21 protein-coding genes are annotated in these 24099 nt (G+C 68.8%); 11 read left to right on the top strand and 10 right to left on the bottom strand.

What is annotated here, in order from left to right; translation table 11 throughout:
- Positions 1-44 precede the first annotated feature (44 nt).
- Both DTO57_RS06125 and DTO57_RS06120 read right to left on the bottom strand, forming a co-directional pair.
- Positions 45-1034 (bottom strand): LLM class F420-dependent oxidoreductase, encoded by a 990-nt coding sequence (locus DTO57_RS06125; RefSeq protein ID WP_114117355.1) that lies wholly within the window; start codon positions 1032-1034, stop codon positions 45-47.
- Positions 1035-1147: 113 nt separating this feature from the next.
- Positions 1148-2941, bottom strand: a complete 1794-nt coding sequence (locus DTO57_RS06120) for an ATP-binding cassette domain-containing protein (RefSeq protein ID WP_114117354.1) — start codon at positions 2939-2941, stop codon at positions 1148-1150.
- Between the two features lie 307 nt (positions 2942-3248).
- On the opposite strand from DTO57_RS06120, the gene DTO57_RS14760 reads away from it, so the two are divergent.
- Both DTO57_RS14760 and DTO57_RS14485 read left to right on the top strand, forming a co-directional pair.
- Positions 3249-3383, top strand: a complete 135-nt coding sequence (locus DTO57_RS14760) for a hypothetical protein (RefSeq protein ID WP_268235364.1) — start codon at positions 3249-3251, stop codon at positions 3381-3383.
- A gap of 2 nt (positions 3384-3385) precedes the next feature.
- The gene (locus DTO57_RS14485) at positions 3386-3553 is read left to right on the top strand and encodes a hypothetical protein (RefSeq protein ID WP_187346602.1); all 168 of its coding nucleotides are present in this window, start codon (positions 3386-3388) and stop codon (positions 3551-3553) included.
- Here the strand turns inward: DTO57_RS14485 and DTO57_RS14845 are convergent.
- From DTO57_RS14845 to DTO57_RS06110, 3 genes are read right to left on the bottom strand one after another with little or no spacing between them, the layout of a single operon-like run.
- On the bottom strand, positions 3520-3762 hold the full coding sequence (locus tag DTO57_RS14845; RefSeq protein WP_373285646.1) for a GNAT family N-acetyltransferase: 243 nt from the start codon (positions 3760-3762) through the stop codon (positions 3520-3522). The two genes, DTO57_RS14485 and DTO57_RS14845, sit on opposite strands and share 34 nt — an antisense overlap.
- Positions 3650-4021 carry a GNAT family N-acetyltransferase gene (locus DTO57_RS06115; protein ID WP_222843253.1) on the bottom strand — a complete coding sequence of 124 codons (372 nt, stop codon included), beginning with the start codon at positions 4019-4021 and terminating at the stop codon, positions 3650-3652. Before DTO57_RS06115 ends, DTO57_RS14845 begins: the two co-directional genes overlap by 113 nt.
- A 1-nt stretch (position 4022) precedes the next feature.
- Positions 4023-4643: an alpha/beta hydrolase gene (locus DTO57_RS06110; protein ID WP_114117353.1), complete on the bottom strand. Its 621-nt coding sequence runs from the start codon at positions 4641-4643 to the stop codon at positions 4023-4025.
- 83 nt (positions 4644-4726) lie between these two features.
- Here DTO57_RS06110 and DTO57_RS06105 point away from each other — a divergent pair, with 83 nt between their 5' ends.
- The 7 genes from DTO57_RS06105 to DTO57_RS14670 all read left to right on the top strand — a co-directional run bounded on the left by DTO57_RS06105 (position 4727) and on the right by DTO57_RS14670 (position 14464).
- Positions 4727-4960 (top strand): heavy-metal-associated domain-containing protein, encoded by a 234-nt coding sequence (locus DTO57_RS06105; protein WP_114117352.1) that lies wholly within the window; start codon positions 4727-4729, stop codon positions 4958-4960.
- A gap of 277 nt (positions 4961-5237) precedes the next feature.
- Positions 5238-5849, top strand: coding sequence for a DUF4916 domain-containing protein (locus DTO57_RS06100; RefSeq protein ID WP_114117351.1), 612 nt, complete (start codon positions 5238-5240; stop codon positions 5847-5849).
- Between the two features lie 180 nt (positions 5850-6029).
- A complete protein-coding gene (locus tag DTO57_RS06095; protein ID WP_114117350.1) occupies positions 6030-7157 on the top strand; it encodes a sensor histidine kinase in 1128 nt (375 codons plus the stop codon).
- Positions 7154-7789: a response regulator gene (locus tag DTO57_RS06090; protein ID WP_114117349.1), complete on the top strand. Its 636-nt coding sequence runs from the start codon at positions 7154-7156 to the stop codon at positions 7787-7789. The genes DTO57_RS06095 and DTO57_RS06090 overlap by 4 nt, the downstream gene beginning before the upstream one ends.
- A gap of 151 nt (positions 7790-7940) precedes the next feature.
- Complete coding sequence (locus tag DTO57_RS06085; protein ID WP_114117348.1) at positions 7941-8690, top strand: ABC transporter ATP-binding protein; 750 nt, start codon at positions 7941-7943, stop codon at positions 8688-8690.
- Entirely contained in the window at positions 8687-10081 is a 1395-nt protein-coding gene (locus DTO57_RS06080) for an ABC transporter permease (protein WP_229730429.1), read from the top strand. Before DTO57_RS06085 ends, DTO57_RS06080 begins: the two co-directional genes overlap by 4 nt.
- A gap of 387 nt (positions 10082-10468) precedes the next feature.
- Positions 10469-14464 carry a proline dehydrogenase family protein gene (locus tag DTO57_RS14670; RefSeq protein ID WP_425325783.1) on the top strand — a complete coding sequence of 1332 codons (3996 nt, stop codon included), beginning with the start codon at positions 10469-10471 and terminating at the stop codon, positions 14462-14464.
- 215 nt (positions 14465-14679) lie between these two features.
- On the opposite strand, the gene DTO57_RS06065 is transcribed toward DTO57_RS14670, so the two are convergent.
- Positions 14680-15723, bottom strand: a complete 1044-nt coding sequence (locus DTO57_RS06065; RefSeq protein ID WP_114117347.1) for a threonine aldolase family protein — start codon at positions 15721-15723, stop codon at positions 14680-14682.
- Between the two features lie 598 nt (positions 15724-16321).
- On the opposite strand from DTO57_RS06065, the gene DTO57_RS06060 reads away from it, so the two are divergent.
- Positions 16322-16858 (top strand): 2-phosphosulfolactate phosphatase, encoded by a 537-nt coding sequence (locus DTO57_RS06060; RefSeq protein ID WP_114117346.1) that lies wholly within the window; start codon positions 16322-16324, stop codon positions 16856-16858.
- 585 nt (positions 16859-17443) lie between these two features.
- Here the strand turns inward: DTO57_RS06060 and DTO57_RS06055 are convergent.
- The 4 genes from DTO57_RS06055 to DTO57_RS06040 form a co-directional block, all read right to left on the bottom strand.
- Positions 17444-17932 (bottom strand): SprT-like domain-containing protein, encoded by a 489-nt coding sequence (locus tag DTO57_RS06055; protein WP_114117345.1) that lies wholly within the window; start codon positions 17930-17932, stop codon positions 17444-17446.
- 34 nt (positions 17933-17966) lie between these two features.
- Positions 17967-18500: a hypothetical protein gene (locus tag DTO57_RS06050; protein ID WP_114117344.1), complete on the bottom strand. Its 534-nt coding sequence runs from the start codon at positions 18498-18500 to the stop codon at positions 17967-17969.
- 74 nt (positions 18501-18574) lie between these two features.
- The gene (locus DTO57_RS06045) at positions 18575-19435 is read right to left on the bottom strand and encodes a spermidine synthase (RefSeq protein ID WP_114117343.1); all 861 of its coding nucleotides are present in this window, start codon (positions 19433-19435) and stop codon (positions 18575-18577) included.
- Positions 19435-20337: a hypothetical protein gene (locus DTO57_RS06040; protein WP_114117342.1), complete on the bottom strand. Its 903-nt coding sequence runs from the start codon at positions 20335-20337 to the stop codon at positions 19435-19437. Before DTO57_RS06040 ends, DTO57_RS06045 begins: the two co-directional genes overlap by 1 nt.
- A 240-nt stretch (positions 20338-20577) precedes the next feature.
- Between DTO57_RS06040 and rpoB the strand changes: the two genes are divergently transcribed.
- A complete protein-coding gene (rpoB, locus tag DTO57_RS06035) occupies positions 20578-24072 on the top strand; it encodes a DNA-directed RNA polymerase subunit beta (protein WP_114117341.1) in 3495 nt (1164 codons plus the stop codon).
- Positions 24073-24099 lie beyond the last annotated feature (27 nt).

The following is a 24099-nucleotide window of genomic DNA, read 5'->3' as shown; positions in this document are numbered from 1 at the left end:
GTTCCCACCCAGGAAGAAGAGCAGATTGAGCGACCGGAGCAGCCTCACACCAGCGCCGGGATGACCTTCTGCTCGAACAGCTCCACGCCCGAGGTGTCGTAGGCGAGCTCGGGGAAGTAGCTGATCGTGTACGCCGCGCCGGCCTTCTCGAGCGCCGCGAGGTGCTCGGTGACCTTCTCGACGGTGCCGACGGTGGGGTTGTCGAGCGTAAAGTTCGCCATCAGCTTGTCGTGGGCCTCGGGCGCGAAGCGCTGGATCCGGTCGCTCACAGCCGCGATGCGGTCCTTCACCTCGGCCTCGGTCTCGCCGATGATGACGTTGTTGTTCGTGGTGCGCACGATCGAGGCGAAGTCGCGGCCGACGGCGTCGCAGTGGCCGCGCAGCACGTCGCTCTTGTGCTCGAACTCGGCGACGTTTCCGCCGGCGAAGTTCGTGTACTGGGCGTAGCGCGCCGCGATGCGCAGCGTGACCTTCTCGCCGCCGCCGGAGATCCAGAACGGGATCCCGTTTTCCTGCACCGGCAGCGGACGCACGATCGCGCCGTCGACCTGGAAATAGCGGCCGTCGAGGGTCGCGGATCCGGTCTCCCACGCCTGCTTCATGATCTCGACGCCCTCGCGGAGCGCGCGGAGGCGGTCGCCGATCTCGGGGAAACCGTATCCGTAGGCGCGCCACTCGTGCTCGTACCAGCCGCCGCCGATGCCCATCTCGACGCGGCCAGCCGACACGTGATCGACCGTCGCGGCGACCTTCGCGAGGTAGGCGGGGTTGCGGTAGCCGAGGCACGTGCACATCTGCCCGAGTCGCACCCGCGAGGTCGACGCCGCGAACGCCGACATGAGGGTCCACGCCTCGTGCGTCGCCTCCTCGCTCGGCACCGGCGTCGTGTGGAAGTGGTCGTAGACCCACACCGACTCCCATGGGCCGTCGTCGGCGCGCTGCGCGAGCCGTTTCATCGTGTTCCACTGTTCTTCGGGCGCGATGCCGACCAGGTCGAAGCGCCAGCCCTGCGGGAGGAAGGTTCCGAATCTCATGCGGACAGGCTAGCGGGGGTGAATCATCCATTTCACCCCTTCTCATCAACTCTCCGACAAATCTGCCATTGCCGTGGGAAGAGTCGTCGGAGAGTTGATGAGTTGTGGGGGCCTTACCCCTCCCGCAGCCCCTCGCCCGACAGCCCGAGCGTCAGGTCGAGCCCCAGCTCGTCGAGGAACGCCTGGTCGTGGCTCACCACCAGCACCGCCCCGCGATACGCCGCGAGCGCCTCGCGCAGATGGCGCGCCGTGTCGATGTCGAGGTTGTTGGTCGGCTCGTCGAGCACCAGCAGCTGCGGCGGCGGATCCGCGAGAAGCAGCCGCGCGATCGCGACCCGGAACCGCTCGCCTCCCGACAGGGATCCGATGGGCCGGTTCGCGGCTTCGCCGCGGATGAGGAAGCGCGCGAGCCGGTTGCGCAGCTCGGCGTCGGGCACGTGCGGCGCCGCGGCGCGCACGGCCTCGAACGCCGAGGCCGACTCGTCGAGCCCGTCGAGGCGCTGCGCGAGGTAGCCGACGCGGTCGGTGTGCAGCTCGGAGGCGCGGGCGATGTCATCCACGGTCGGGGCCGGGCGCGGATCCGGTTCGTCGGCGGAAGAGTCCGGGGCGGGGTCGGACGAATCCGGCTCGTGTCCCGGCGCCTCGGTCGTGGCTCCGAAGGGCTCGCGCCCCGGTGCGTCGGCCGGATCCGCGGCGGGCGCGGGCTCCGGAGCGCGCGCGGTCTCGCCCAAATCGATACCCAGGATCCGCCGCAGCAGCGTCGTCTTCCCCGCACCATTCGCGCCGACGAGCGCGACGCGTTCCGGGCCCTGCACGATCCACTGCCGCTCGCCGTCGCCGATCGTGAGGATCCGCCGGCCGGCCGCGACCCCCGGATCCGGCAGGTCGAACACGACCGACGCGTCGTCGCGCACGAGGCGGTCGGCGGCGTCGAGCGCGGCGCGCGCGGATCCTTCCTTCTCGCGCGCCTCGACGCGCAGGCGCCCGGCGGTTTCCTCCGCGCGCCGCGCGCTGGCGTGCGCGAGGATGGGCGGCAGGCTCTCGGCCTTCTTCTTGCCGGCGCGGTTACGGCGCGCGATCTTCGTCTCGAGCTCGATGCGCTGGCGCTTCTCCTTCGCGACCTCCTTCTTCGCGTCCGCGACGGTCTGGGCCGCCGCGGCCTGGGCGGCCTCGAGCGACTCGCGCCACGCCGAGTACGGTCCTCCGAACGTCGTGAACGTGTGTTCATGAAGCTCGGCGGTCTCGTCCATCAGCTCGAGAAGCGCGAGATCGTGCGAGACGACGACGAGCGCGCCGCGCCACGCGCGCACCATCTCGTAGACGCGCTCACGCGCCGCGCGGTCGAGGTTATTGGTGGGCTCGTCGAGCAGCGTGATGGCGGATCCGGCGAGCCGCACGCCCGTGAGCGCGACGAGCATCGCCTCGCCACCCGAGAGCTCGCCGACGCTGCGGTCGAGCATCTCGGGGGAGAGGCCCGCCTCGGCGAGCGCCGCGTGCGCGCGGGCCTCGATGTCCCAATCGTCGCCGACCTCGTCGAAGCGTTCGGGTGAGACGTCGCCCGCCTCGATCGCCCGCACAGCGTCGAGGGCGCGGTCGACGCCGAGTAGCTCCGCGACGCGCGCCGACGTCTCGAGCGTAAGCATCTGCGGCAGGTACGCGAGCCGGTCGTCGGCGATGATCGGTGACCCGCCGGATCCGCGGATCCCGACCGGTTCGCCGTCGGCGAGGATTCGCCCGCTCGCGGGCCGGAGCACGCCGGCGGCGAGCTTCAGCAGGGTCGATTTTCCGGATCCGTTACGGCCGACGAGGCCCGTTCGGCGCTCGCCGAACGCGGCGGTCACGTCGTCGAGGGCGATGGATCCGTCGGGCCAGGTGAAGGTGACGTGGTCAAAAATCAATGCAGGCATGGGCGCCTCCCAGGGGTGGGCCCGCGCCGAGGATCGCCCGCGCAGGCCAAAAGAAGATGGCGCGCTGAACGGCGAAAAGCGATCGGGTACGACGGATCAGCGCGAGTGCGCTGAGCAGAGAGGCATCAGCGCGTGATTACGCGAGGATCCACACCGATTCGTTCCGATCGTCGGGAGCAAGGACTCGATGACATTATGTTATCCGGGCGTGTTGCGTCAAGCCGGCCCGCCTCCCCCGTGAAGGGGAGACGCGATCTCATCCGCAAGGCGGATGTGCGGCGAATTGGGGCTCCGTAGCTTAGGAGACATGAACATTCTCCTGATTCTCCTCATGACCTCCGGCCCCCTCCTCACCGCCATCATCACCGCCCCTCTCGCCAAGAAGACCAACGAGCGCTACCGCGAGCGCCGTGCCGCGAAGCTCGCCGAAGCCCAGGCCTGATCGTGAGCGGGCGGAAGCGCCGCCCGAACTGGGGCCTCGGCCTCGGAGTCGGTTTCGCTATCGGCATATCGATCGCCGTCAGCCTGAGTAACTTCGCATACATGCCCCTCGGGGTCGCCGTCGGAATCTCGCTGGCCTACGCGTTCGGGAAGCCCGAATCTGACGACTGACCTAACACGTAGCAGCGCACCACCACGCCGCTATGATCCTCTTTCCGTTCTAATACCGCACCGACCTTCTCGAGCGTCGCGATCGACGCAGCATTGTCATCGAGACACACGGCGCGGATCGGACGCGCCGCACGGCTCACCACCTCGCGAAGGGCCCACGTGGCCACGCCCCGCCCGCGGGCCGAGGGGGCGGATGCCGTACCCGACATGGCCGTGGCGTTCAGCCCGCGGATCCTCCGCCGCGCGGAGCGCGATCCCGCCCAAGACCTCACCGTCCTCGACGATCCACCACAGCTCGCCGGATCCGCCGCGAAGCGACGCGACCCAGGCGCTGAACCCCGGATCCGTATCGACATCGTCGTCCGCGCCGATGCCGAACCCATCCTCGTGGAGCCCCGGGCCCCACTCCGCGTGTGCGGCGCGCCACGCATCGCGTAGCGACTCGGTCGGCGTGACGAGCTCAAGCACGCTACAGCTGCTTCTCGAGGAACCGCGCCAGGTCGCTAATCTCCTGCTCTGAGACCGCGTGCGCGAGGCCGGGATAGACGCGGCCGACGAGATCACTGTGGTCGGGCAGCCACGCGGTCGTGTGCTCGACAGCCTCGACCGGAATAACCGGATCCGCGGATCCGCGACCCCAAAACACCGGCACCTTCGCGGACTTCAGCGCCTCGTCGCCCGGCGCGGATCCGCCGGCCGCATAACCGGAGAGGTTCACGACGAAGTCGAACCGCCCCGGATCCAGCCGCATCGCCTGGAGTGACACGGCACCGCCCTGCGAGAATCCGACGAGCCCGACGCGGCGCTCGCCGAGGGGTGCGAGCCACTCGAGCAGCGCCTGCGCGCCCGCGGTGACGCCCGCGGGATCCCTCGATTCGAGCCCCTCGATTGAATACCAGCTGTATCCGCTCATCGGAAAGGGCGGGTCGAGGGGTGCGCGGACGGATGCGTAGGTGAAGGCGGTGGGGAGCTTCGTGCGCAGCGAGAAGAGGTCGCGCTCGTCGGAGCCGTACCCGTGCAGCAACACGATGAGCGGCTTGTCGCCGGGCGGCTCGGACCAGAGGACGGCGGTGTCGTCAAGTGAAGGCATGTGTCTATCTTCTCGCGAACCTCCGACAAACGAACGACATACCCTCGAGGGGTATGCTTTTCGAGTTACGGAAGGAGCCCACAATGGCTACGAAGAACTACACCGTCAAGGGCATGACCTGCCAGCACTGCGTGATGAGCGTCACCGAGGAGGTCTCGGAGGTCGCCGGCGTGTCCGCCGTCGACGTCGACCTCGCGAGCGGCCGGCTCAGCGTCACCGCTTCCTCCGCCATCGACGATCAGGCCATCGCCGCCGCCGTCGAAGAGGCCGGCTACGCCCTCGCCGCGCCGGGCGACCTGGGGCTGCGCTCGGCGTAGGCGGGGTTGCCGCCAAAAGTGGGACATGCTTCGGGGCGTGTCCCACTTTGTGCGGGAATGACGCTGCTATTCCCGCCTCAACTGGGACATGCTTCGGGGCGTGTCCCACTTTGTGCGGGAATGACGCGGCTATTCCCGCCTCACCTGGGACATGCTTCGGGGCGTGTCCCACTTTGTGCGGGAATGCGCCCGTCATTCCCGCCAAAACTGGGACATGCCCCAAAGCGTGTCCCACTTCGTGCGGGAATGCGCCCGCGAACCGCGGTACCGTGATGCCATGACGGTGCGCACCCCGGATCCCGACCCTCAGGACCAGCCCGACGACTACTCCAGCGACAGGAGTGGGGTCGGCAGCGTGCCCGGCGGATCCACCAACCCCGCCTGGCTCAGCGACGTCGAGCTCGCCGAGGCGCGCCGCCGCCTGCCGATGCTCTACGTGGAGGCGGTCCCGGTGCGCACCGACGGATCCGGACAGGTCACCGAGGTTGGGATCCTGCTCCGATCGACGAGCGTCGGCGAGCTCACCCGCACCGTCGTGTCGGGCCGCGTGCGCTTCGGCGAGACGGTGCGCGATGCGCTCTACCGTCACCTCGAGAACGACCTCGGGCCGATGGCGTTCCCGCAGGTTCCGCCGCAGCCGGTGCCCTTCACGGTCGCCGAATACTTCCCGCTTCCCGGGATCACGCCGTATCACGACGACCGCCAGCACGCCGTGTCGCTCGCCTTCGTCGTGCCCGTCACGGGTACGTGCGAGCCGCGCCAGGACGCCCTCGAGGTGACGTGGCTCACGCCCGAGCAGGCGGCGTCCGACGCGCTCGCCGCCGAGATGGAGGGCGGCCGCGCCACCCTCATCCGCACCGCCCTCGCCAGCCTCGGCGCCCTGCGGTAAGCAAGCCCTGCGCTAAGCAACCCCTGCGCCACCACCCCGAGGGTCGCCACAAAACGTCGCCTCACCCCCCGCGGAGGCGACGTTTTGTGGCGACCCAACCGCTGGTAGTTACCTCTAAAGCGCGGTAGCTACCTCTAAAGGATGACGCGCCCCACCCCGCAGCCGCATACGCTGAGGAGAATGTTCCGTTCCATCGGGTGGATCCGGATCGTCGTCGACAGCGCGATCGCGGTCGTGTTCTTCTACGTCACGGCGTTCACGTCGTCGTACGAGCCGTTCATGAACCCCGAGTTCGCGCCGCTGATCGCGGCCATCATGTCGCTCGCGCTGGCGATCCGCCGCCTGACGCCCGCACTATCGCTCGCGGTCGCCTGGATCGGCGCGATCGTGCAGATGCTCCTCCTGCTCTCTCCGCTGCCGACGAACATCGCGATTTTCGGCGTGCTGTACGTGACGGCCGCATACGGATCCCGCCTCGTCATGTGGCTCGGGGCGATCTCCTCCGCTCTCGGGGCCATCGCCATCGGCGCCTATATGTTCATCGTCGCGGGCGTCCCCGATGGCGTTCTGAGCATGTCGCTCGTGGCGTTCTTCGGCTTCGCGCTCTCGTGGACGGGCGGCGCGCTCGTCCGCGCCCTCCGCCGTGCGCGCGAGAACCGGGCGGCGCAGGAGGCGGCCGAGGCCGTCGCGCAGGCCGAGCACGAGCGCGGTCGCATCGCCCGCGACATGCACGACGTCGTTGCCCACTCGCTCGCCGTCGTCGTCGCGCAGGCGAACGGCGCGCGATACGCCGCGAAGGCGGATCCGCAAATCGCGCTCGACACCCTCGCGACGATCTCGCAGACGGCCGGATCCGCGCTCGCCGACGTCCGCATGCTGCTCGCGCAGCTGCGGCACCGCGAGGCGGAGGGGCCGCAGCCCACGATCGCTGATCTCGAGCCGCTGTTCGCGCAGATCCGGGCGGCGGGGGTGCCGCTGAAGGTCGATATCGACCCGGCGCCGCGCGGCGATGTGCCGGCGTCGGTGCAGCTGGCGGTGTACCGCATTCTGCAGGAGGCCCTGACGAACGCGCTCCGGCACCGCAGCGGCGGATCCGTCGACGTCACGATGTCCTGGTATCCCGGATCCGTCAGCGTCGAGATCGTCAACGCCGCCGCCACGGAGCGCAATTCCGCGCGCGACGGCCTCGGGCATGGCATCATCGGCATGCGCGAGCGCGCGGCGCTCGTCGGCGGATCCCTCGATATTGACCCGGCCGACGGACGGTTCCGGGTGCGCGCACGGATCCCGTGGGAAGGTACCGAATGATCTCCGTCGCCCTCGTCGACGACCAGGCGCTGTTCCGCGCCGGCATCCGCATGCTCGTCGATTCGCAGCCCGATCTGCGCATCGTCGGCGAGGCGGGGGATGGGCACGAGGCGATCGCGCTCGTCGCCCGCGAGCGGCCCGACATCGTGCTCATGGACATCCGCATGCCGGTCATGGACGGGCTCGAGGCGACGGCCGAGATCCTGAAGTCGGCGGATCCGCCCAAGATCGTCATGCTCACGACCTTCGATCTCGACGAGGCGGCCGCGCGCGCGATTCGCCAGGGGGCGAGCGGCTTCCTGCTGAAGGACGCGGATCCGGAGTTTCTGCTCGCGGCGATCCGCGGCGTGTATGCGGGGTCGAGCGTGATCGCGGCGAGCCAGACGCGAGAGCTCTTCGCCCAGCACGCCGAGCGCAAGCGCGTTCCGGCGCAATATGAGCAGCTCACCGAGCGCGAGCGGGAGATCTTCGCGCTCGCGGCGCGGGGGCTGAGCAACGGCGAGATCGCGGGGGCGGAGTTCCTGAGCGAGGCGACGGTGAAGACACACATCAGCCGGATCCTCGCGAAGCTGCAGCTCCGCGACCGCGTGCAGCTCGTCGTCTTCGCATACGACCACGGCCTCGCCGGCTAACCCACAAATGGGTCGCCACAAATCGTCGCCTCGCGCCCCGCTGAGGCGACGATTTGTGGCGACCCAAAACCCGAGCGTCATCCCCGGGATGTATGCGGTTCAGCCCCGGGCCCGATGACGCGGGGTGGTGCCGAAAAATAGCGTCGAGGGTATGGACAACACTCTCGCGGCGAGCGTCGCGCACCTCACCAAGACCTACGGCACGGGCGACGGCACCGTGACGGCGCTGAACGACGTCAGCGTCGGCATCCGCCGCGGCGAATTCACCGCGATCATGGGCCCGTCCGGATCCGGCAAGTCGACCCTCATGCACATCATGGCCGGCCTCGACGCACCGACGAGCGGGCAGGCCTGGATCGGCGACACCGAAATCACCGGCCTGAATGACAAGGAACTCACTCTCCTGCGCCGCCGCAAGGCGGGCTTCATCTTCCAGTCGTTCAACCTCGTCCCGACCCTCGACGTCAAGGCCAACATCCTGCTGCCCTTCGACCTCGATAACCGCGCGCCCGACGACCAACAGACGCGGCGGATCCGCGATCTCGTTGAGCAGCTCGGCCTCGGTCGCCGGCTCGGTCACCGCCCGCACGAGCTGTCGGGCGGCCAGCAGCAGCGCGTCGCGATCGCCCGCGCGCTCGCCGCGGGCCCCGAGCTGATCTTCGCCGACGAGCCGACCGGAAACCTCGACTCGCGTACGGGCCGCGAGGTGCTCCGGATCCTGCGGGAGGCGAGCGCAGCCGGGCAGTCGATTGCGATGGTGACGCACGACCCGATCGCCGCGAGCTACGCCGACCGCGTGCTCTTCCTCGGCGACGGACGCATCGTCGCCGACAAGCCGCGCCAGAGTGCCGAGCAGATCTCGGCGCACATGCTCCGCACCGAGCAGGAGGCGTCGGCATGACGTTCCTCCGCGAGCGCGGCATGGGCGCGAGCATCCTCGTCGCGGCGCTGTCGTCGGCGTTCGGCATCACGCTCCTCGCCGTCACCGCCTACATCGGATTCCTCTCGACATCCGCCTTCGGCGATAGCGGCGACATGAGCATCATTCTCCTCGTCGTCAGCACCGTTTTCATCGGCATCGCGCTCTACGTCGGCGCGATCGTCACATCGAACACCTTCGCGACGATCGTCGCCGGCCGCACCCGCCAGATCGCGCTCATGCGGCTCATCGGATCCACCGCCTCCGCGGAGCGCCGCCGCGTCGCGACGCAGGGCCTCGTCGTCGGGGCGATCGGATCCGCCGCGGGCGCGATCCTCGCGACCGCGATCGCGTTCGGCGGATCCGCGGTTGCGGGCCGGCTGCTCGGCGCGCCCCCGTACGAGGATCCGGTCGCGGCGTGGATGTTCGTGCCCGTGATCGTCGTCATCCTGACGACGTGGCTGGCGGCGTGGACCGGATCCCGCCGCGTGCTCACGGTCACCCCGAGCGAGGCGCTGGGTGGATCCGTCGCCCGCAGCCGCGAGGAGCTCGCGCGCGGGCGCGGCAAGTTCGCGGCGGCGATCATCATGGGGCTTCTCGGGATCCTGCTGCTGATCGGCGGCGTCGTCATCGGGCTCGTCTCGCCGCTGGGGCTGCTCGTCGCGTTCCCGGGTGGGCTCTTGTCGTTCACCGCGATCGTCATGGCGGCGCCGCTCATCATGCCGCCGGTGCTGCGGCTCGTCGGCCGAATGTTCGGCGGATCCACGACCGCCCGCATGGCCGCCACCAACGCCCTGCGCTACCCCGAGCGGTCGAGCCGCATGGCGATCGGCGTCGTCGTCGGCGTGACGCTCGTCGTGATGTTCGGCGTCGCGTCGCAGACCTTCGTGAACGTGACCCTCACGGGAACGGGGGAGGACGCGGCCGCCGCGACCGGGATCCAGGAACTGCTCGACATCCTGTCGCGCATCATGATGGCGCTCGTCGGATTCTCGGCCGTCATCGCCGGCGTCGGCCTCGTCAACCTGCTCACGATCGGCGTCGTGCAGCGGCGCACCGAGCTGGGGCTGCTGCGGGCGCTGGGGCTGACAACGGGGCAGATCCGCCGCATGGTCATGCTCGAGGCGCTGCACATCACGCTCGCATCGACCCTGCTGGGGCTCGTGCTCGGCGTCGCCTACGGGTGGGCGGGCGCGCAGTCGCTCGGCGGATCCGGGTACGGGTATCGCGGGCTGATCGTCGCCCCGGCCGTCCCGTGGGAGCCGGTCGTCGTCATCGTCGGGGCCATGGCGCTGCTGACCCTCATCGCCTCGGTCGCCCCGACCCGCCTTGCCACCCGCATCTCGCCTGTCGAGGCGCTGGCGGCGGAGTAACCCCGGGGCGTGTCCCGTGTTGTGGGGCTATTCCCGCCTCAACTGGGACACGCCTCGGGGCATGTCCCACTTTGTGCGGGAATGCGGGTGCTATTCCCACCTCAAGTGGGACACGCCTCATCCCGTGTCCCACTTTGTGCGGGAATAGCCCTGCCTTTCCGGCCAAAAGTGGGACACGCCTCGGGGCATGTCCCACTTTGTGCGGTAATGCGGGTGCTATTCCCACCTCAAGTGGGACACGCCTCATCCCGTGTCCCACTTTGTGCGGGAATAGCCCTGCCTTTCCGGCCAAAAGTGGGACACGCCTCATCCCGTGTCCCACTTTGTGCGGGAATAGCCCGGCCTTTCCCGCCTCAACTGGGACATGCCCCGACCCGTGTCCCACTTATGGCCGGAACCCCACCACAACTCAGCCCCGCCCCCTTCCCCCGCACCGCCCCGACACGGCACGATGGACGCGTGAACAACACGCAGGGTATTGACCTGCCGCTCGCTCACGAGGCGATCGCGCAGGTACAGAAATGGTTGGATCAGGCCCGCTACGAGCCCGTCGATAAGGCGGCGCGCGACCTCGCGGGGCTGCTGCAGGATCCGCGGGGCCTCGATTTCGCCACTGGATTCGTGGATCAGGTGGTGCGGCCCGAGGATCCGCGGGTCGCGGCGCGCGCGTTCCGCGAGCTGTCGCGGCGCCCGCCGGCATTCCTCTCGCCGCAGCTGCGCGGGCTGGTGCGGCTCGGCGGATCCGTCGCCCCGGCCGCGCCGGGTCTCGTCGTCCCCGTCGCGCGGCGCGTGCTGCGCGAGATGGTGCGCCATCTCGTCGTCGACGCGACCGACGCGCGGCTCGGTCCGGCGCTGGCGCGGATCCGCGAAGGGGGTGCGCGGCTCAACGTCAACCTGCTGGGCGAGGCGGTTCTCGGATCCGCGGAGGCGGAGCGCCGGGTCGCCGGCACCCTGCGGCTCATCGAGCGCGACGACGTCGATTACGTGTCGATCAAGGTGTCGTCGACCGTCGCCCCGCACAGCCCGTGGGCGCACGATCGGGCGGTCGCCGACGCGGTCGAGGCGCTGACTCCGGTGTATCGCGCAGCCCGCGATCACGACACGTTCGTGAACCTCGACATGGAGGAATACCGCGACCTCGACCTCACCCTCGACGTCTTTCAGACGCTGCTCGATCTGCCGGAATTCGCGGGAGTTCGCGCCGGAATCGTCCTGCAGGCGTACCTGCCCGACAGCCTCGCCGCGATGATGCGGATCCAGGATTGGGCCGCCTCCCGCGCCGGAACCCCCGTGAAGGTGCGGGTCGTGAAGGGCGCTAACCTGCCGATGGAGCGCGTCGACGCCGAGATCCACGGATGGCCCCTCGCCACCTGGCACGACAAGGCCCACACCGACGCGAATTACAAGAAAATCCTCGATTACGCCCTCACCCCGGAACGCACCCGCTGCGTGCACGTCGGTGTCGCCGGGCACAACCTCTTCGACGTCGCCCTCGCGAAGCTCCTCTGCGAGAGGCGCGGCGTCGACGACGGAGTCGAGTTCGAGATGCTGCTCGGCATGGCGGCGCAGCAGGCGGCGGTCGTCGCCCGTGACGTCGGAGGCCTCCGCCTCTACACCCCCGTCGTGCACCCCGACGAGTTCGACGTCGCGATCGCCTACCTCGTGCGCCGGCTCGAGGAGGGCGCCAGCGCCGAAAACTTCATGTCGGCCGCCTTCGACCTCGACGACGCGCGCCTCTTCGACCGTGAGCGCGACCGCTTCCTCGCGTCGATCGCGCTCATCCCGAGCGACGTCCCGACCCCGACCCGCACGATGAACCGCGCCGCGGATCCGGTGGGTGCGGGGTCCGCGGATCCGGGACCCGCGGCGGACGACCGGCCGCGCGCGGACGCGGGCACGGAACCGGCGACGACGCTGGCGGATCCGGTGCGCGCAGCGGTCGCGGATTTGGCGACGGCGCCGGCCGACCGGCCGCGTGCGGACGCGGGCACGGATCCGGGATCTGCGTCGGGCGCCGATCCTGCGGGCGATGTGGATCCGGCGATTGCGGAGGCGGGTGCGGACGCGGCGGATCCGGTGCGCGCAGCGGTCGCGGACCCGGTGACGGCGCCGGCCGACCGGCCGCGTCCGGTCGCGGATCCGGGACCCGCGCCCTTCCGCAACGCGCCCGATACGGATCCGTCGCTCGCGGCGAACCGGGAATGGGCGGCGGGGATCCGGGCCCGGATGCGGAACTCGACCGCCGGATCCGCGACGACGGAGGCCGCCGCGATCCGCACCGAGGACGAGCTTGACGCGGCGATCGCGGAGGCGGCGGCGTCGGATTGGGGAACCCGTCCCGCGGCGGAGCGTGCGCGGATCCTGCGCGCCGCCGGCGACGAGCTCGAGCGGCGCCGCGCGGAGCTGATCGAGGTCATGGGATCGGAGTGCGGGAAGGTCGTCGAGCAGTCGGATCCGGAGGTCAGCGAGGCCGTCGACTTCGCCCGCTTCTACGCGGACGGGGCCGAGAAGCTCGAGGCGATCGACGGCGCGCGGTTCGGGCCGGTGGGCGTGACGGCGGTCATCCCGCCGTGGAACTTCCCGGCCGCGATTCCGGCGGGAGGGGTGCTCGCGGCGCTGGCCGCGGGATCCGCCGTCGTGTTCAAGCCGGCGCGCCAGGCCGCGCGCACGGGAGCCGTCATCGCCGAGGCGCTGTGGGCGGCGGGCGTCCCGCGCGACGCGCTGCGCCTGGTGAGCCTGGCGGCCACTTCGGGTGGCGACGAGGGGGCTATTCCGGCACAAACTGGGACACGCTCTGGGGCATGTCCCAGTTTCGGCGGGGATGAGGGGGCTATTCCGGCACAAACTGGGACACGCCCCGAGGCATGTCCCACTTCTGGCGGGAATGACGACGCTATTCCGGCCGAAACTGGGACACGCTCTGAGGCATGTCCCACTTCTGGCGGGAATGACGAGGCTATTCCCGCACAAACTGGGACACGCCCCCGCGACCTCGGCTCGCGCCTCATCGCAGATCCGCGCATCGAGCGCGTCATCCTCACCGGAGCGTACGAGACCGCCGAGCGCTTCCGCCGGATCCGCCCCGACCTCCCCCTGCTCGCCGAAACGAGCGGCAAAAACGCGATCATCGTGACCCCGAGCGCCGACCTCGACCTCGCCGCGCACGACGTCGCGTACTCCGCGTTCGGTCACGCCGGGCAGAAGTGCTCGGCGGCATCGCTCGTGGTGCTCGTCGGATCCGTCGCCGACAGCGAGCGCTTCCGCCGCCAGCTGCTCGACGCGGTCGGGGCGTATCGGGTGGCGGATCCGTGGGACGAGTCCGCGCGGATCGGCCCGCTCATCGCGCCCGCGGAGGGCAAGCTGCTCCGCGCGCTGACGACGCTCGAACCGGGCCAGAGCTGGATCCTCGAGCCCCGCCAGATCGGCGACGCGACCTGGACGCCGGGCATCCGCGAGGGCGTCCTCCCCGGATCCGAGTTCCACACCACCGAGTATTTCGGCCCGGTTCTCGGCATCATGACGGCGCCGACGCTCGACGCCGCGATCGACATCGTGAACGCCGTCGACTACGGGCTTACGAGCGGTTTGCACTCCCTCGACGAGCGCGAAATCGACCGCTGGCTCGCCCGCATCGAGGCCGGAAACGCCTACGTCAACCGCGGAATCACCGGCGCAATCGTCGCCCGCCAACCCTTCGGCGGCTGGAAGAAATCGTCCGTCGGCCCAGGCACGAAGGCCGGCGGCCCGAGCTACCTATTCGCTCTGGGATCGTGGCACGACGCGGATCCGGCTGGCGCGGATCCGGTGCCCGCGTCTAACTTCGCCGCGACGGCCCGCCGGATCCTCCGCATCGCGGATCCCGCCGACCGCGACTGGATCGCGCAGGCGCTCGCGAGCGACGAGGCGGCGTACACCGGCGAGTTCGGCCGGGCGCGCGACGTGCAGGGGATGAGCGTCGAACAGAACGCGCTGCGCTACGTCCCGACGCCCGCGATCGTGCGCTTCGAGGGCGGCCGCGAGGCGGAACTCCTGCGAGTCGTGGCGGCGGCGATCCGCGTGGGCGCGCCGATCGAGGTGTCGGCGGTCGCGCTGCCGAGCGCGCCGCTGCGGGAGCTCCTCATCGACTCCGGCATCACGCTCCGCATCGAGGACGCCGCCCGCTGGAGCACGCGCGTCGCGGGGCTCGCGGAGGCGCGGATCCGCGTGATTGGCGGATCCGCGGATCCGATCGCGCGCGCGAGCAACGGATCCCCGCGGATCGCGGTGTGGGCGGGCGAGGTGACGCGCGCGGGCCGGATCGAGGCGCTGCCGTTCCTGCGCGAACAGGCCGTGTCGATCACCGCCCACCGCTTCGGAACCCCGCGCCGCTACGACATCCCGTAGCGGGTTTGGGTCGCCACAAAACGCCGCCTCCGGGCGACAGTATGTGGCGCCCCACTACGCGTGGCGCCCCACTACGCGTGGCGCCCCACTACGCGTGGCGACCCAACGACGCACTGCGACCCACGGCGCGGCAGCGCATCGCCGGCGCGGATCCGCTGACGTGAGGGTCGCCACAAAACGCCGCCCCGAGCGACAAAATGTGGCGACCCAACCCCCTACGCCGTTCGCGCGTATCGCGATACGAGTCCAACGAAGCGGTCGACGTCGGCAGTCGTCGTGTCCCACGACGTGAGCCAGCGCACCTCGCCGGTCGCGGAGTTCCAGTCGTAGAACATGACGTGCTCGCGAACCTTGTCGGCGACGCCGTTGGGCAGGATCGCGAACACGCCGTTCGCCTCGGTCGCCTGCGTGAAGCTCACTCCGGGAACCTCCGCGACGCCCTTCCGCAGCCGCGCGGCCATGGCGTTTGCCTGCGCGGCGGCGCGGATCCACAGCTCGTCCTCGAGCAGCGCCAGCAGCTGCGCCGACACGAACCGCATCTTGCTCGCGAGCTGCATCGTGTTCTTCTGCAGAAACTCGATGCCGGTGACCCGCGACGGATCCAGCACCACCACCGCCTCGGCCCCCATCGCGCCGATCTTCGTGCCGCCAAAACTCAGCACGTCGACGCCGGGCAGGGCATCTTTCAATGGGATCCGGAGTGCCGCAATCGCGTTCGCGATGCGCGCGCCGTCGACGTGAACCGCGAGCCCCAGCTCGTGCGCGGTGTCGGTGATCGCGCGGATTTCATCGGGGGAGTAGACGGTCCCGAGCTCGGTCGACTGCGTGATCGACACCACCTGCGGCACGATCGTGTGCACGCCGCGGGATACCGCGTGCGCACGGATCAGCTCCGGCGTCAGCTTCGCATCGGGCGTCGCGACCGGGATGATCTTGAACCCGCCGACCTTCTCCGGAGCCCCGCCCTCGTCGGTATTCACGTGCGCGATCGCGGGAGCGATGACGCCGCCCCAGCGCGTCAGCAGGCTCTGGATCCCCACCACATTCGCTCCGGTCCCGTTGAAAACCGGGAAAACCAGGGTCTCGGATCCGAGCATCCCGCGGAATTTCTCGCGCAGCGCGGCGGTATACGGATCCTCGCCGTACGCCGGCGCGTGCCCGCCGTTCGCGACCGCGAGCGCGGCGAGCACCTCGGGGTGAGTTCCGGCATAGTTGTCCGACGCGAATCCGCGCCATTCGGTGTCATGCAGCTGGTCCACTCGACCAGGCTAAGCCCGCCCCGCCCCGGATGCCGGAGTTGTCATGATTCTCGTAAGTTCCGGCGCCGGGGCGCCGCGGATCTCGGAGAAATCACGGTTCTCGGCCTCTCTGGCGGGTTCCTTCCGACTCTCGTGATTCCTCCGAGTTTGGTGGCTGCCGGATCCGGCGCCGCGCGCCACGAACCTCGGGGAAATCACGGTTCTCGGACTCTCTGCCTCAATTCCTCCGATTCTCGTGATTCTTCCGACTCTGGTGCCGTGCCTCGGCCGCGCTGCCGGGTAGGTCTCGGATCCGTGCCCTCCTTCGGCGCCGGCCGAGCCGCTCCCGGACCCGGCGCCGCGCGCACGAGTCTCGGGGAAATCACGAGGATCGGAGCCTTCCGCGGGATTCGTCCGATTTTCGTGACTCTTCCGACTCCCGTGCTCCCGGATCCGGCGCCGCGCGCACGAGCCTCGGAGAAATCACGAGGATCGGAGCCTTCCGCGGGATGTCCCCGATTCTCGTGATTCTTCCGACATTCGTGGCGCCCCGCGCGCCACCAAGACGCCGTATGACGGGAGATGTGCACGGGGGAGACGTGAGTCGTAGCCTGGATCCATGACCGATTCTCGCTCGCAGTCCACGTATCAGGTCCGCCTCGGATGGGGTGAGAAGGCGCTCACGCAGCTCGCGTCGTCGGGCATCGTGGTCGTTATTGACGTGCTCGGATCCCCGGAGAAGCTCGCTGCCAGCGCCGCAGCACTCCCGAAGAAGCCGACGGTCTTCATCGGCAATCTGCGTAACGCGTCGGCGACGGCGCAGGCGGTATACGACGAGCAGATTGCCCGCGGCGGACGCACCGCGATCAACCTCGTGCTCGCGGGCGATGACGGATACTTCGCCGTCGAGGATTACCTTGCCGCCGGCGCCATCGCCGACGGTATCTCGGCCCGCGGCCTCGACCACTCCGCCCCCGACGTGGCCGTCGCGACCGAGGGATTCCGCCCGCTCAAGCGCGCGCTCAAGCACCTGATCTCCGCGAGCGCCTCCGGCCTCGCGCTCGCCGCGGACGGCCGCCGCGACGAGATCAAGGAAGCTGCGGCGCTCGACGCGGATCCGGATCCGATTCGCGTTGTCATCGCCGACGAGGACTGATCTTGGCTTGGTAGACGGCGGTTCCCTCCTCGGGAACCGCCGTTTCTCGTTCTCACGGCCATTCAGGTTTGGGAATCTGCTGCTCAAGGCCGGAGAGGAGCACCCCCGCGGTTCCGGTCGCGCAATCTGTTGCTCAGGTGCTCGGGGAAGGGCCGATTGAGCGACTGGAACGGGCGGCGGCATCGCTCAGGTTTGGGAATCTGCTGTTCCCAGGCCTTCGAAGAGCAAATTTCCGAACGCCAGGGGCGCCGCGCGCGTTCCCGTTTGGAAAACTGCTACTCACCGCCCCGGCGGAGCACCGCAGCAGGCTCCGGTCGCGCAATCTGCTGCTCCGGGATCCGGCAAGAACCGTTTGAGCGACCGAAATGAGGGCCGTGGTGTTCAGGTCGCGCAATCTGTCGCTCACTGGCCACGGGAGCAGCGGTTTGAGCGACCGGAACCCGTGCCGCGATGTTCCAGTCGCGCAATCGGTCCCTCACCCACCCCGAAACCAGCGGTTTGAGCGACCGGAACAAACACCGCGATGCTCGCGCAATCACCCCGTCTCAGCCACCGCGAAGCGCAGCTTGAGCGACCGGAACACCCCTACCGAGGCGTAGCCGCCGCGCGGCGCGCGGCCGGCGTGATCTCGCGACGGCTCCAGCGGATCATGAGCGCGGGGTTGAAGGTGCGCGAGCACTTCGCGCACGATGAGGGCCGCGACGGGCGGCGGTGTCGGTAGGCGATGTGTCCGTTGGGGCAGATGCCGACCCAGGGCGCGAGCTCGGTCGCGGTCTCGAGGGCGTGGGTGGTGCCGCCGACGTAGCCGAGGTCGCGGGCGATCGACTTCCAGGCGGGGCCGTGGCCCGCGGTGGGGCCGGCGATGGCGTGGGCGACCTCGTGCAGCAGGGTCTGGTGGATGTCGTCATCCGCGAAGCGCGCGGCGAGGTAGCGCGACACCGTGATGCGGCGCGCGGTGAAGTGGCACGCCCCGGCGCGCTTCTTGGCGTTGTCGAACGCGAAGGTCCACGACGGATCGAGGTGCATGCGGATGAGGGCGTTCGCCCACACCGTTACCTTCTGAAGATCAGCCATGTCGACAGCGTAGAAAGAACCACCGACAAACGAATTACGCGAAGAGCCCCGTGGTGGTCGCGCCGCGCTTCGACTCGGCGGCCTCGATGAAGGTCAGGGTCTGCTCGAGCGTCTCGTCGTCGGCGCCCATTTCCTGGCGCAGGAAGAGCTCGCGCTTGAAGTCGCTGCGGGCGCCCTCGTAGTCGCCGGCGTCGTAGCGAACCTTGCCGCGGTGCGAGTAGGCGAGGGCACCGATGCGGCCCCACTTCTGCCCCTCGGCCTCCTCGATGCAGGTCGTCAGCTCGGCCTCGGCGCGCGAGTACGCGCCGCGCAGGTGGTTGACGGAGGCGTGCATGACGCGGGCGTGTAGCAGGTCCTTGCGGGTGCCCGACATGCGCGCGAGGCGCACGGCGTGTGCGGCGATCTGCAGTGCGTCGTCGAGCTCGCCGAGCACCTTGTACAGCCACACCTGCTCGAGCTGCGACGGGAAGCTGCGCTGACCGGTGATCTCGACAAGCCGGTCATAGACGGCCGAGCGGTCGACGATCTCCTGCAGGGTCTCCTTGTCGTATCCCTGGATGAAGCCCACGCCGAACCCCTTTCGTCATCGTGCAGACATCTATCCTGCCTGCTCCCACCTAGCCGGTGCCTGAGGCACGCGGATCAGCGTTCGAAAAGAGACAACGAGGGCTTCGGCGAGGCGGTCGAATCGGCGTCGTACGAGGGCAGCGCGCCCCCGATGAACTGATCCACCTCGCGCCCCTCGGCGACCTTCGCGGGATGGGGCCCCGCGGCCATGAGCCGCGGCAGCCACTCGGTCGGCAGGGGAGTGGTGGAGGCCGCGAACACGAGGTTGCCGAAGCGCCGCCCCTTGAGCACCTGCACCTCGGCGAGGATCGCGAGGTGCGGCAGCACGTGCTTCACGGTCGCCGCCTGCCGGCGTGCGAACTGCAACCCGGATCCGTCGGCGACGTTCACGAGCAGGATGCCCGTCGGCGACAGCATCGCGGCCGCCTCGCGGTAGTACTCGACGCTCGTGAGGTGCGCGGGCGTCTGCGCGCCCGAGTAGACGTCGCTGACGAGCAGGTCGGCGGATCCGCGCAGCGCCGGCGGCATGCGCGTGAGGCCCTCGCGCGCGTCGCCGATGCGGATCCGGATCTGCGCGTCGCGCGGGAGCGGCAGGTTTTCGCGGACGAGCTCGACGAGCGGCTGCTCGAGCTCGACGACCTGCTGGCGGGAGCCGGGGCGCGTGTGCGCGATGTAGCGCGGGATCGTGAGCCCGCCGGCGCCGAGGTGCACGGCCGAGATCGGCCCGTCGGGCAACTGGTCGATGACGGCGCCCATGCGGGCGACGTATTCGAAGGCGAGGTGGGTCGGATCCGCGGTGTCGACGTGCGATTGCGGGGTTCCGTCGACGATCACCTCGTATCCGGATCCGAACTCGGCCGGTCGGATTTCGGCGATGGATCCGCCGCCGAGCCGGGCGGTTGGAAAGTCGGCGTCCTTCTGGCGCTGGCGTCCCATCAGCGGCCCGTGAGGGATCCGGTGACGGTCAGGCGGCCGTCGCTCGCGTCGACCGTGAAGCCGGTCACGCCGAGGGCGTCGCCCTCGATGCGGTGCGTCTGGCCGGCGAGCTGGCGAAGCTGCGCGCGCAGCGGCAGCAGGATCAGCTTCGACAGCATGCTGCGGCTCGCGGCGGTCGCGCGGTGGATCGTGACGACGCCGTCGGACGAGACCGACGCGTCGATGCCGAGGCGGCCCGAGAGCGGCACGAAGAAAATCTTGCCCTTCACGCCGAGGGTCGCGACGACGCGGCCGTCGCCGTTCGGGGTGACGCGGATCTTGAGGTCCTTGAGCGACGCGGTCCAACGGGATCCGCTCTTGAGCGCCGCGCGCACGGAGTCGGCTGCGATCGCGGCGAGGTCGTCCTGCGCGATCGAGAGGCGGAAGTTTCCGGCGGCGCGGCTCGCGGCGTCGCGGCGGGCGCGCACGGTGCCGTAGAGCTCGCCCTCGTGGCGCACGACGATCCAGTCGACGGGCAGGCTGAGGGCGGTCAGCTCGGCGCGCACCTCGGCGCCGTTGACGGTCAGCGGATCCGCGCGCAGCCGGATCTCGTCGATCAGGCCGTTCGTGTGGGCGACGATCTCGTCGTCATCGGGGCTCGGGAACGGGCCCTCGTCGTTCCGGGCCGCGACGAAGGCGTCGAAAGCGATCTCGGATCCGGTGAAATCGGCGCGCACCGATTCGACGTGCGCGCGGCCCGTGAACGCCGACGAGCTCACGCGGATCCCGGGGGCGCCGTTCTGGCGGACGGTCACGCCGCGCGCCGCGGCGGCGTCGATCAGCTGGGTGAGTCCGCTCTTCAGCGTGGTGCCGGATGCGGGCCACGATTTCGTGCTCGACAGGTGCCAGGGCCAGAGGTTCATGTCTCCAGCGTATGGGATGCGCGTTTATACCCGAGAAGAATATGTGAGTCAACTACGAGGGTAGACATCGCGTGTCTGGTCGGGTACTGTCAATAGACGCGCTCAGTGTGTCTTCTATGCCTTCATATGGTGGTCGGCAGAAGATTTTGATCCCCGCAAATAGCGGCGCGGATCGGGCGCTACAACCCTGTCGGCAAGGAATCTACACGATCCCACCTGGGATCCCGGAGGTCAATTCCCTTGGCTGCTTCGCGCAACGCATCCACTCCCACCACCAAGAACGGACGTGACGCCCAGCGTCTGTCGTTCGCCAAAGTCCACGACGCGCTGACGGTCCCCGACCTTCTCGCACTGCAGAAGGACTCCTTCGACTGGCTCGTCGGCAACGACGACTGGAAGGCTCAGGTCGCTGAGCTGAAGGCTTCCGGACGCAACGACGTCTCCGAGCGCAGCGGTCTGGAGGAGATCTTCGAGGAGATCTCGCCGATCACCGACCTCGCCGAGACGATGCAGCTGTCGTTCGCGAACCCGTACCTCGAGCCCGAGAAGTACACGATCGCCGACTGCAAGGACCGCGGTAAGACCTACGCGGCTCCGCTGTACGTCGAGGCCGAGTTCATGAACCACCAGACCGGTGAGATCAAGACTCAGACGGTCTTCATGGGCGACTTCCCCCTGCAGACCCGCGAGGGAACCTTCATCATCAACGGCACCGAGCGTGTCGTCGTCTCGCAGCTCGTGCGCTCGCCGGGTGTCTACTTCGACAAGACGCCCGACAAGACCAGTGACAAGGACGTCGTCTCGGCGCGCGTCATCCCGTCGCGCGGTGCCTGGCTCGAGTTCGAGATCGACAAGCGCGACCAGGTCGGCGTGCGCATCGACCGCAAGCGCAAGCAGTCGGTGACCGTCTTCCTCAAGGCGCTCGGCCTCTCGAGCGAGCAGATCCTCGAGGAGTTCGCGGGCATCGCGTCGATCGAGGAGACCCTCGCGAAGGACACCGTCCTGACGCAGGAAGACGCTCTTCGCGACATCTACCGCAAGATCCGTCCGGGCGAGCAGGTTGCGGCCGAGGCCGCGCGCTCGCTGCTCGACAACTTCTACTTCAACGCCAAGCGCTACGACCTCGCGAAGGTCGGCCGCTTCAAGCTGAACCAGAAGCTCGGCCTTGACCGCCCGCTCACCGACTCGGTGCTCACGGTCGAAGACATCGTCGAGACGATCAAGTACATGGTGCGCCTGCACCGTGGCGACACCGAGTTCGAGGGCGTCACCAAGGGTGGCGAGGTCGTCACCAAGCGCATCGACGTCGACGACATCGACAACTTCGGTAACCGCCGCATCCGTGCCGTGGGTGAGCTCATCCAGAACCAGGTCCGCACGGGCCTGAGCCGCATGGAGCGCGTCGTGCGCGAGCGCATGACCACGCAGGACATCGAAGCGATCACGCCGCAGACCCTGATCAACGTGCGCCCCGTCGTGGCCGCGATCAAGGAGTTCTTCGGTACCTCGCAGCTCTCGCAGTTCATGGACCAGAACAACCCGCTCGCGGGCATCACCCACAAGCGCACGCTGTCGGCGCTCGGCCCGGGTGGTCTGTCGCGTGAGCGCGCGGGTGTTGAGGTTCGTGACGTTCACCCGTCGCACTACGGCCGCATGTGCCCCATCGAGACCCCTGAAGGCCCGAACATCGGTCTGATCGGTCGTCTCGCAACCTACGGTCGCATCAACGCGTTCGGCTTCATCGAGACGCCGTACCGCCGCGTCATCGACGGCAAGGTCAGCGACCAGATCGACTACCTGTCGGCCGCCGAAGAGCAGGCCTTCAACGTCGCCCCGGCGACCACGAAGCTCAACGCTGACGGATCCTTCGCGGAGGAGCGCGTGCTCGCTCGCGAGCACGGTGACGACGTCGACCTTCTGCCGTCGGAAGACGTGCACTACATGGACGTCTCGCCGCGCCAGATGGTGTCGGTCGGTACGGCCCTGATCCCGTTCCTCGAGCACGACGACGCGAACCGCGCCCTCATGGGTGCAAACATGCAGCGTCAGGCTGTTCCGCTTCTCGAGTCCGAGGCACCGATCGTCGGTACCGGCATGGAGAAGTTCGCCGCCATCGACTCGGGCGACTCGATCATCGCCGACAAGGCCGGTGTCGTCATCGACGTCACCGCGACCTACGTCACGCTGCAGCTCGACGAGGGTGGCACGCAGAACTTCTTCCTGCGTAAGTTCGACCGCTCGAACCAGGGCAACACGTACAACCAGAAGGTTGCCGTGCGCATGGGTGACCGCGTCGAGGTCGGCGAGGTCATCGCCGATGGTCCCTCGACCGACAACGGCGAGCTCGCCCTCGGAAAGAACCTGCTCATCGGCTTCATGTCGTGGGAGGGTTACAACTTCGAGGACGCGATCATCCTGAACCAGCGCCTGGTGAAGGAAGACACCCTGACCTCGATCCACATCGAGGAATACGAGATCGACGCCCGCGACACCAAGCTGGGTAAGGAAGAGATCACCCGTGATCTTCCGAACGTCAGCCCCGAGCTCCTGAAGGACCTCGACGAGCGCGGCATCATCCGTATCGGTGCAGAGGTTCGCCCCGGCGACATCCTCGTCGGTAAGGTCACCCCGAAGGGCGAGACCGAGCTCTCGGCCGAGGAGCGCCTGCTCCGCGCGATCTTCAACGAGAAGAGCCGCGAGGTTCGCGACACGTCGCTGAAGGTGCCCCACGGTGAGCAGGGAACCGTCATCGCGGTCAAGGAGTTCGACGCAGAAGAGGGCGACGACGAGCTCGGCTCGGGCGTCAACCGCCGTGTCGTGGTCTACATCGCCCAGAAGCGCAAGATCACCGAGGGTGACAAGCTCGCCGGCCGCCACGGCAACAAGGGTGTCATCGCGCGTATCCTCCCCGAGGAGGACATGCCCTTCCTCGAGGACGGCACGCCGCTCGACGTGCTCCTCAACCCGATGGGTATCCCGGGCCGCATGAACTTCGGTCAGGTTCTCGAGGTTCACCTCGGCTGGATCGCCCAGCAGGGTTGGAAGATCGAGGGCACCCCCGAGTGGGCCGTCAACATCCCGGAGGAGTACCGCGACATCGCCGCCGGCACCCCCGTCGCGACCCCCGTCTTCGACGGTGCGGAAGAGGACGAGGTCCGCGGTCTTCTCGGTGCGACGCTGCCCCGCCCGACGGGCGAGACGGTCGTGAACGCCGACGGTAAGGCCAACCTGATCGATGGCCGCACCGGTGAGCCGTACCCGTACCCGATCTCGGTCGGCTACATGTACATCCTGAAGCTGCACCACCTTGTCGACGACAAGATCCACGCGCGTTCGACGGGTCCCTACTCGATGATCACGCAGCAGCCCCTCGGCGGTAAGGCGCAGTTCGGTGGACAGCGCTTCGGTGAGATGGAGGTGTGGGCCCTCGAGGCCTACGGCGCCGCTTACGCCCTGCAGGAGCTCCTCACGGTGAAGTCCGACGACATCCTCGGCCGCGTCAAGGTGTACGAGTCGATCGTCAAGGGCGAGAACATCCCCGAGCCCGGCATTCCCGAGTCCTTCAAGGTGCTCATGAAGGAAATGCAGTCGCTCTGCCTGAACGTCGAGGTGCTGGGTGCTGACGGTGAAGTCGTCAGCCTCCGCGACACCGACGACGAGGCCTTCCGCGCCGCGGAGGAGCTGGGCATCAACATCTCGAGCCGATTCGAGTCCGCCTCGATCGACGAGATTTGATCCGCCTGACCGATACACAGATTTCCC

The sequence above is a fragment of the Microbacterium sorbitolivorans genome (assembly GCF_003327285.1).
In the GTDB taxonomy this organism is placed as follows: Bacteria; Actinomycetota; Actinomycetes; order Actinomycetales; family Microbacteriaceae; genus Microbacterium; species Microbacterium sorbitolivorans.
Note: the sequence above shows the minus strand (reverse complement) of the source record. Positions and strands in the feature narration are given on the sequence as shown.